This is a genomic window from Streptomyces sp. NPDC056883 (genome assembly GCF_042788835.1).
GTDB lineage: Bacteria > Actinomycetota > Actinomycetes > Streptomycetales > Streptomycetaceae > Streptomyces > Streptomyces stoeckheimensis.
The window spans coordinates 280,972-288,666 of record NZ_JBHUBS010000012.1; the positions used below are offsets into that span (position 1 = coordinate 280,972).

The following is a 7,695-nucleotide window of genomic DNA, read 5'->3' on the forward strand; positions in this document are numbered from 1 at the left end:
TGCTGTGTCCGAGCCCTCAGATGTCATCGATGCCGCGCCGCCTCCACCGGCGCCCGAGACCCCGCCGCAGGCCGGGCGGTCCGTCACCGCACGGGCCACCCTGGCCGGCACCGTCGTCTCGCTCCTGCTCATCGTCGCGATCGTGCTCGGCAGCAGGCTGCTGCGGGACTTCGACTCGGCCCTGCTGCCCTACGCGGTCGCCACCGTCTTCCTGGCCTTCGGCGTGGCCTACCGGTACACCGTGTGGGTCTCGGCCCCCGGCGCGCGCCGCCTGTTCAAAAAGGGCTTCGGCAGCTTCTTCTCGGCCGACAACTTCCGCAAGGCGCCCACCGCCGTGCCGAAGATGATCGCCACCTACCTCGGCTTCCAGAAGTTCCTCGGCGCCCGCTCGCGCTCCCGCTGGATCGCCCACCAGCTGATGTTCTGGGGCTGCCTGCTCGCCGCGGCGATCACCTTCCCGCTGACCTGGGGCTGGTTCACCTTCACCGGCGACAGCGCGACGGGCCCCGGGTACGAGATGCGGATCTGGGGCATCAAGGTCCTCGGATTCGACTCCCTGAACATCCTGGGCTGGCTGATGTTCCACGGCCTGGACATCGCCGCCGTCCTCGTCATCCCCGGAGCCTCGTACTTCCTGTACCGGCGGATGAAGGACCGCGGGGCCATGACCGGCCAGCGCTTCGCCTACGACCTGCTACCGCTGATCTGCCTGATCGTCATCTCCGTGACCGGTCTGCTGCTGACCTTCTCCTCGATCTTCCTGCACGGCGGCGGATACGAGTTCCTCGCGATCCTGCACATGGTGTCGGTGGTGTTCACCCTCATCTACATCCCGTTCGGGAAGTTCTTCCACATCGTCCAGCGCCCGGCCGCCGTCGGCATGCAGCTCTTCAAGTACACGGCCCGCCAGGACGAGCAGGTCTTCCTCTGCAAGCGCTGCGAGGAGCCCATCGACACCGCCCCGTACGTCGAGAACCTGCGCGGCACGATGAAGGACTTGAAGCTCGACTTCGACGCCTGGGCCGAGTACTGCCCCCGCTGCAAGCGGGTCCTGCGCGGAAACGCCTACCTGACCCACGTCAAGAAGGGCTTCAAATGACCACGACCGACCCCTCCAAGGCCGGGTCGCGTCCCGTTCCCGTGTCCATCGACCCCTCCATCGCGCCACCCGGCACCCGCAACTTCCGCGACGCCGGAGGCATTCCCGCCGACCAGTGGCACGCCGACCAGAACGGCGAGACCCTGGTCCCCACCCACTGCTGCTTCTGCGGGGTGCAGTGCGGGATGTACCTGCGCGTGGACAAGGGCGGCAAGGTCTTCGGCGTGGAGCCCCGCAACCACGACATCAACCGGATGCGGCTGTGCCCCAAGGGCATCAACGCCTACCAGCAGGTCAACCACCCCGACCGGCTGACCGCACCGCTGATGCGGCGCTCCCGGGACGAGGAGTTCAAGGAGTGCTCCTGGGACGAGGCCCTGGACTTCACCGTCTCCGAGATCCGGCGCATCCAGGAGGCCCACGGCAACGACGCCTTCGGGCTCCTCGGCGGCGCCAGCCTGTTCTCCGAGAAGACCTACCTGGTCGGCAAGTTCGCCCGGGTCGCGCTGAAGACCAAGCACGTCGACTACAACGGCCGCCTGTGCATGGTCAGCGCCGCCGGAGCCAACAAGCTCGCCTTCGGCATCGACCGGGCCGGCAACCCCTTCTCCGACATCCTCCTCACGGACTGCCTGCTCATCGCCGGGTCGAACGTGGGGGAGTGCTTCCCCGTGATGACCCAGTACCTGTGGGGCGCGCGGGACCGCGGCGCCTCGCTGATCGTGATCGACCCGCGCGAGACGGCCATCGCCCGCACCGCCGACATCCACGTCGCGCTCAAGCCCGGCACCGACTCGGCCTTCTTCAACGCCGTGCTGAACGTGGTCATCGCCGAGGGCCTCACCGACGAGGCCTACATCGCCGCGAACACCACCGGCTGGGAAGAGGTCAAGAAGACCGTCGCCGAGTACCCGCCGTCCCGGTCCGCGGAGATCTGCGGGGTACCGGCCTCGCAGATCGTCCAGGTGGCACGCGTCTTCGCCGGCGCGGACAAGGCCATGGCCTGGCATGCCCGCGGCATCGAGCACCACTCCCAGGGCGTCGAGAACTGCCTGTCCGTCATCAACCTGTGCGTGGCCACCGGCCACATCGGCAAGCCCGGCGCCGGCTACGGCACCATCACCGGCCAGGGCAACGGCCAGGGCGGCCGCGAGCACGGCCAGAAGTCCGACCTGCTGCCCGGCGGCCGCTCCATCACCAATCCGGAGCACCGCAAGCAGATCTGCCAGATCTGGGGCATCGAGGAGTCCGAACTCCCCGGCGCCGGCACCTCCATGATGGAGATGGTCTGGCAGATGCAGCGCAAGGAGATCCGCGGGCTCATCGGCATCTGCAACAACCCGTTCGTCTCCCTCCCCAACTACGCGGTGGTCAAGGACGGCTACGACACCGCGGAGTTCCACGCCCAGTTCGACTTCTTCCTCTCCGAGACCGCGGCCAACGCCCATGTGGTCTTCCCCGTCACCACCTGGGCCGAGGACGAGGGCGTGATGGCCAACGCCGAGGCCCGCGTGGTCAAGCACAACAAGGCCCAGGAGCCCCCCGCCGGAGTGCGCACCGACACCTGGGTCATCTGCGAGCTGGCACGACGGCTCGGCGCCGGGAAGCACTTCGAATTCCCCGGCTCCCGCGAGGTTTTCGAAGAGCTGCGCGTCGCCTCCGCCGGCACGGTCAACGACTACTACGGCATCACCTACGACCGCCTCGACGAGACCGGCGGGATCGCCTGGCCCTGCCCCTCCACCGAGCACCCGGGCACCCCCCGGCTGTTCGAGGACGGCCGGACCTACCACCCCGACGGCAAGATCCACATGCAGGTCGTGGAATGGCATCCGCCCATGGACGCCTACACCGAGGAGTACCCCCTCTCCCTCACCACCGGCCGCACCGTCGCGCACTTCCTCTCCGGCAACCAGACCCGCCGCCTGGGCGCCCTCGTCGAGCAGACCCCCCGCCCCTGGGTGGAGGTCCATCCCTCGCACGGCTTCCGCAACGGCGAACCGGTCCGGGTGGTCACCCGGCGCGGCAGCGAGGTGTTCCCGGCCCTGGTCACCGAGGCGATCCGCCCCGACACCGTCTTCATCCCGTACCACTGGCCCGTCCCGACGGCCGCGAACGCCCTGACCATCGACGCCCTCGACCCCCGCTCGAAGATCCCCGAGTACAAGGTCTGCGCCGCCCGGATCGAGGCCGCCGAGCGGGTCGACGAGGTGCCCGCGCCGCCCACCCCGCCGGGCCGTGAGGCCTATCCGGAGGCCCAGGCCTCCCGCACCGACCCCCTGCCCCCCACGTCCCCGCAGGGCCGTGGCACGGCAGAGAGGAGCTGACCCGCCATGATGGGCCGCACGATCTTCATCGACCCGGGTCGCTGCATCGGCTGCCAGGCGTGCGTCTCGGCTTGCCGCGAGTGCGATTCACACCGCGGCAAATCGATGATCCACCTGGACTACACCGACCCCGGCATGTCCGTCGCCTCCCTCCCCAGCGTCTGCATGCACTGCGAGGACCCGGTCGCACCCTGCGCCGAGGTCTGTCCCGCCGACGCGATCCTGGTGACCGCCGACGGGGTGGTCCAGCAGGCCGACACCACCCGCTGCATCGGCTGCTCCAACTGCGTCAACGCCTGCCCCTTCGGCATCCCGAAGATCGACCTCCAGGCGAAGCTGCAGATGAAGTGCAACCTCTGCTACGACCGCACCGCCTACGGCCTCGCCCCGATGTGCGCCACCGTCTGCCCGACCGGGGCCCTCTTCTACGGAACCCTCGAAGAGCTCCAGGCGGAGCGCCCCGGCGTCCAGGTGGCCGACTCCTTCGTCTTCGGCGACGTCGTCGTCCAGACCGGCGTGGCCATGGTCGTCCCCGCCGACAAGGTCCAGTGGCCCGTCCCCGGCGGCCTGCCCGTCGTCGAGATCAACGGAAGGGACGTGCGATGAGCGTCACCGAACAGCCCCCTCCGCACCCAGGTCCGTCCCCCGACGGCGGAGCGGCCGCCGACGCTGCGATCGAGCAGCTGCGCGACCGGATCAGTGCCGACTCCCTCACCACCCGCCGGGACTACCTGCGGATCGTCGCCACCGTCTCCGGAGGCCTGGCCATCGGCGGTGTCGGCGTCGCCGCCGGCATCCTGCACCGGCACGGCGACAACGAGGGCCTGCCCGACCCGAAGAAGGTCGCCGACCTGCTGCCGCCCGGCCAGTCCGTGGCCTTCCGCTTCCCCGGCGAGGACGACCGGGCCCTGGCCGTGCGCCTCGGGGACGGCTCGCTGGTGGGCTACTCCGCCGTCTGCACCCACCTGGCCTGCGGCGTGCTGTGGCGCGAGGACCGCGGCCCCGACGGGGAGCTGTACTGCCCCTGCCACGAGGGTGTCTTCGACGCCCGCACCGGCGAGGTGACGGCCGGTCCGCCGCCGCGCCCGCTGCCGAGGATCTACCTGACCGAGCAGGCCGACGGCAGCGTCTGGGCCGTCGCCACCGCCCGGTCGGGCGAGCCGGCCAAGGACGCGCTGTGCCGGCAGTTCGGCGACTTCCACCCCGTGGAGTCCGCGCGCCTGGGCTGCCCCGGCTCTGCCAGGGCCGGCACCGCCGAGAGGAAGCCGACATGAGCGAGACACCGCTGCCGCCCCGCCCGGAGTACCACCCGGGCAGTGCCCAGCCGAGGCTCAACCGCCCGGTGCAGGAGAGGTACCCGCAGATCCGCTCCACCAGCGGGTACGGGGACCCCCGGATCCGGAGCACGGGCCCGGGCCCGGGAGCCGGCACCGAGCAGGAGCCCGAGCGCTCCTCACGGCTCAACGCGCGTCTCGCCCTGGCCCTCACGGTCGTGATCGGCCAGCTCTGGGCGCTCACCGTGACCGTCAACGAGTGGATGAAGGGAAACACCGGCACGGCCTGGTGGGGAGCGGGATTCCTGATCCTGTCCTTCCTCGTCGTGATCGGACTGTGGCTCCTCGACCCGAAGGACCGATGACCATGTCGATACCCACGCCGACTTCGTCGGCACCGCGCAGCCATCGCGCAGAGAGCTACAAGCCCGGGGCCACCATCGCCGACTGGCGGCCGGAGGACGAGGGCTTCTGGCAGTCCAAAGGCCACCGGGTCGCCCAGCGCAACCTCTGGGTCTCGATCCCGGCCCTGATGCTCGGCTTCGTGGTCTGGCAGGTCTGGTCGGTGACCGTGGTCAGGCTGAACGACGTCGGCTTCGGCTTCTCGAAGTCGCAGCTGTTCTGGCTGACCGCCATCCCCGGCATCACCGGCGGCACTTTCCGGATCCTCTACACGTTCATCGGGCCGATGTTCGGCGAGCGGAAGTTCACCGCCTTCAGCACGATCATCCTGATCGCGCCGATGCTGTGGCTGGGCTTCGCGCTCCAGGACACCGGTACGCCGTACTGGGAGCTGGCCCTGATCGCGGCCGTGTGCGGCATCGGCGGCGCGAACTTCGCCTCCTCGATGGCGAACATCGGCTTCTTCTTCCCCAAGCGGGAGAAGGGCAGCGCCAACGGCCTCAACGGCGGTCTCGGCAACCTCGGCGTGAGCGTGGTCCAGCTGATCGCCCCGCTGGTCGTCACCGCGGCCGTCCTGGGCGCCCCGGCCGGCGGACCCCAGCACGACGCGAAGAAGAACACCGACGTCTGGCTGCAGAACGGCGCCTTCCTGTGGGTGCCGCTGCTGGTCATCATGGCGCTCGCCGCCTGGTTCCTGATGAACGACCTCAAGGTGGCCGCGGCCCCCTTCAGCCAGCAGAAGATCATCTTCAAGCGCAAGCACAACTGGCTGATGACCTGGCTGTACGTCGGAACCTTCGGCTCCTTCATCGGCTTCGCGGCCGCCCTGCCGCTGCTGATCAAGAACAACTTCGAGGGGCAGGGCTACCAGGCCACCACCTACGCCTGGATCGGCCCGTTCATCGGGGCCCTCACGCGCTGGGGCGGCGGCTGGCTCTCCGACAAGATCGGCGGAGCCCGGGTCACCATCCTGTCCTTCATCGGCATGGCGGCGGCCCTCGTCGTGGTGATCTTCGCGCTGCCGTCCGGTGGCCAGGAGGGCGACTTCTGGCCCTTCTACATCGGCTTCCTGGTGGCCTTCGCCTTCTCCGGCCTGGGCAACGGCTCGACCTTCCGGCAGATCCCGGTGATCTTCCGGGACCACCACATGAAGCAGGCCGAGGGCAAGGGCCCGGAGGCGCAGGCGGCGGCTCTCAAGCAGTCGGAGATGGAGTCGGGCGCCGTCACCGGCTTCTCCTCGGCCATCGCGGCCTACGGCTTCTTCTTCATCCCCGCGATGTTCGCGGCCATGGCCGTCACCAACGCGCTGTGGATCTTCATCGGCTTCTACGCCACGTGCCTGGTGGTGTGCTGGTGGTTCTACGCCCGCAAGGGCGCCGAGGCTCCCAGCTGAGCGGGGCCGGTGGCGGGGGCGGCCGTACCCTGGAGGCATGAGCGACGCCCCCGCCACCGACCCGCACGCACCGAAGACCGATCCGGAATCCCAGCCGACGTCCCAGCCGACGTCCCGGCCGAAGCCGCGGCTGGACTTCGGAGACCCGCTGGACCAGCAGTCCTCGGACGACACCGACCGGGGCTGGGGCGAGCGGCCGCCCGCCGGCGGAAGCGCGGCCGACCTGGCCCGCTTCCTCGACGAGAAGCCTCCGCACCACGTCTGACCGCAGGGCCCGCCTAGAGCCGGGGGCTCGGAGCGTCGGAGTGGACGCTCCCGCCACCAGCGCCGCGCTGGGCGATCAGCTCGTCGCGGATCTCCTTGAGGACCACCAGCTCGGTGATCTCCATGGTCTCCTGGACGCCTTCCTTCGCCTTGCGGCGCTGCTCCACCTTGGCGAGGTACTTCGCCATCGGCAGGACCATCAGGAAGTAGACGACCGCGGCGGTGATCAGGAATGTCAGCGCGGCGTTGAGCACCGAACCCCAGAGGAGTTCCACGCCCGTCGGCTTGCCGTCCGGGCCGATCCCGCAGGGGTCCTTGATGCAGCTCTTGTAGGCGTCCAGACTCTGCGTGCCGACGAGGCCGATCACCGGGCTGATCAGGCCCTTCACGACGGAGTTCACGATGTTCGTGAACGCGGCACCGATGACCACGGCGACCGCCAGGTCGACCACGTTGCCGCGCATCAGGAAGGCCTTGAAGCCTGCCAGGATGCTCTCCTTCTTCTTCTCGCTCACCAGTGAGCCTTTCTTCGCATCTGCCGAACATGGAGCCAACGGTTCCGAAAGCTACGGCAGTTTGGGCCCGGGGTGTCCAATCGACCCCCACCTCACGGTGACTTGACTGCACGTTCGTGCGATTCAACACAACGTCACCGCCAGTCGGGACACGGTCCCCGCTCCCACGAGAGCCCGCGCGGTGTCCCGGGGGACGGACAGCACCACCAGCGCCCCGCCGTCCCCAACGCCCTGCTCCGGAGCGGGCACTTCGGAGACCCGGGCCCCCGCCGCCACCACCCGGGGCGGGCCGCCGCGCTCCGCCGCCACCACGTCCACCCGGTCCCCGGGCCGCAGCAGCCGTACGGTCGCCGCGTCCGCGATGCGCACCGGCGCCGACACCAGCCGCACCGCCGCCGCAGGGGGCTGCGCCGGCGGCGGT

General features: G+C 69.7%; 8 protein-coding genes and 1 pseudogene. 7 read left to right on the forward strand and 2 right to left on the reverse strand.

The features are described from left to right. Positions 1 to 4 precede the first annotated feature (4 nt). The 7 genes from ACFRU2_RS27630 to ACFRU2_RS27660 are packed head-to-tail and all read left to right on the forward strand — an operon-like array spanning position 5 to position 6,760. Positions 5 to 1,099 (forward strand): MFS transporter, encoded by a 1,095-nt coding sequence (locus tag ACFRU2_RS27630; protein WP_382976799.1) that lies wholly within the window; start codon positions 5 to 7, stop codon positions 1,097 to 1,099. Beyond that, positions 1,096 to 3,426, forward strand: a complete 2,331-nt coding sequence (locus tag ACFRU2_RS27635) for a molybdopterin oxidoreductase family protein (RefSeq protein ID WP_382976802.1) — start codon at positions 1,096 to 1,098, stop codon at positions 3,424 to 3,426. Before ACFRU2_RS27630 ends, ACFRU2_RS27635 begins: the two co-directional genes overlap by 4 nt. 6 nt (positions 3,427 to 3,432) lie before the next feature. Then, a complete protein-coding gene (locus ACFRU2_RS27640; RefSeq protein WP_382976805.1) occupies positions 3,433 to 4,032 on the forward strand; it encodes a 4Fe-4S dicluster domain-containing protein in 600 nt (199 codons plus the stop codon). Next, positions 4,029 to 4,700 (forward strand): ubiquinol-cytochrome c reductase iron-sulfur subunit, encoded by a 672-nt coding sequence (locus ACFRU2_RS27645; RefSeq protein WP_382976808.1) that lies wholly within the window; start codon positions 4,029 to 4,031, stop codon positions 4,698 to 4,700. The genes ACFRU2_RS27640 and ACFRU2_RS27645 overlap by 4 nt, the downstream gene beginning before the upstream one ends. Continuing rightward, on the forward strand, positions 4,697 to 5,065 hold the full coding sequence (locus ACFRU2_RS27650) for a DUF6755 family protein (protein ID WP_250737566.1): 369 nt from the start codon (positions 4,697 to 4,699) through the stop codon (positions 5,063 to 5,065). Before ACFRU2_RS27645 ends, ACFRU2_RS27650 begins: the two co-directional genes overlap by 4 nt. 2 nt (positions 5,066 to 5,067) lie before the next feature. Further along, complete coding sequence (locus tag ACFRU2_RS27655) at positions 5,068 to 6,495, forward strand: NarK family nitrate/nitrite MFS transporter (RefSeq protein ID WP_382976811.1); 1,428 nt, start codon at positions 5,068 to 5,070, stop codon at positions 6,493 to 6,495. 37 nt (positions 6,496 to 6,532) lie between these two features. Beyond that, positions 6,533 to 6,760: a hypothetical protein gene (locus ACFRU2_RS27660; protein ID WP_382976815.1), complete on the forward strand. Its 228-nt coding sequence runs from the start codon at positions 6,533 to 6,535 to the stop codon at positions 6,758 to 6,760. Positions 6,761 to 6,773: 13 nt separating this feature from the next. On the opposite strand, the gene mscL is transcribed toward ACFRU2_RS27660, so the two are convergent. Both mscL and ACFRU2_RS27670 read right to left on the reverse strand, forming a co-directional pair. After that, positions 6,774 to 7,277 (reverse strand): large conductance mechanosensitive channel protein MscL, encoded by a 504-nt coding sequence (gene mscL / locus ACFRU2_RS27665; protein ID WP_382976851.1) that lies wholly within the window; start codon positions 7,275 to 7,277, stop codon positions 6,774 to 6,776. 120 nt (positions 7,278 to 7,397) lie between these two features. Continuing rightward, a pseudogene (locus tag ACFRU2_RS27670) lies at positions 7,398 to 7,695 on the reverse strand (hypothetical protein); the annotation flags it as partial.

Excerpts from the sequence above, each read along its gene's own strand:
- ACFRU2_RS27635 (WP_382976802.1), top strand. The coding sequence starts at position 1,096 with ATGACCACGACCGACCCCTCCAAGGCCGGGTCGCGTCCCGTTCCCGTG.
- ACFRU2_RS27640 (WP_382976805.1), top strand. The coding sequence starts at position 3,433 with ATGATGGGCCGCACGATCTTCATCGACCCGGGTCGCTGCATCGGCTGC.
- ACFRU2_RS27645 (WP_382976808.1), top strand. The coding sequence starts at position 4,029 with ATGAGCGTCACCGAACAGCCCCCTCCGCACCCAGGTCCGTCCCCCGAC.
- ACFRU2_RS27650 (WP_250737566.1), top strand. The coding sequence starts at position 4,697 with ATGAGCGAGACACCGCTGCCGCCCCGCCCGGAGTACCACCCGGGCAGT.
- ACFRU2_RS27655 (WP_382976811.1), top strand. The coding sequence starts at position 5,068 with ATGTCGATACCCACGCCGACTTCGTCGGCACCGCGCAGCCATCGCGCA.
- ACFRU2_RS27660 (WP_382976815.1), top strand. The coding sequence starts at position 6,533 with ATGAGCGACGCCCCCGCCACCGACCCGCACGCACCGAAGACCGATCCG.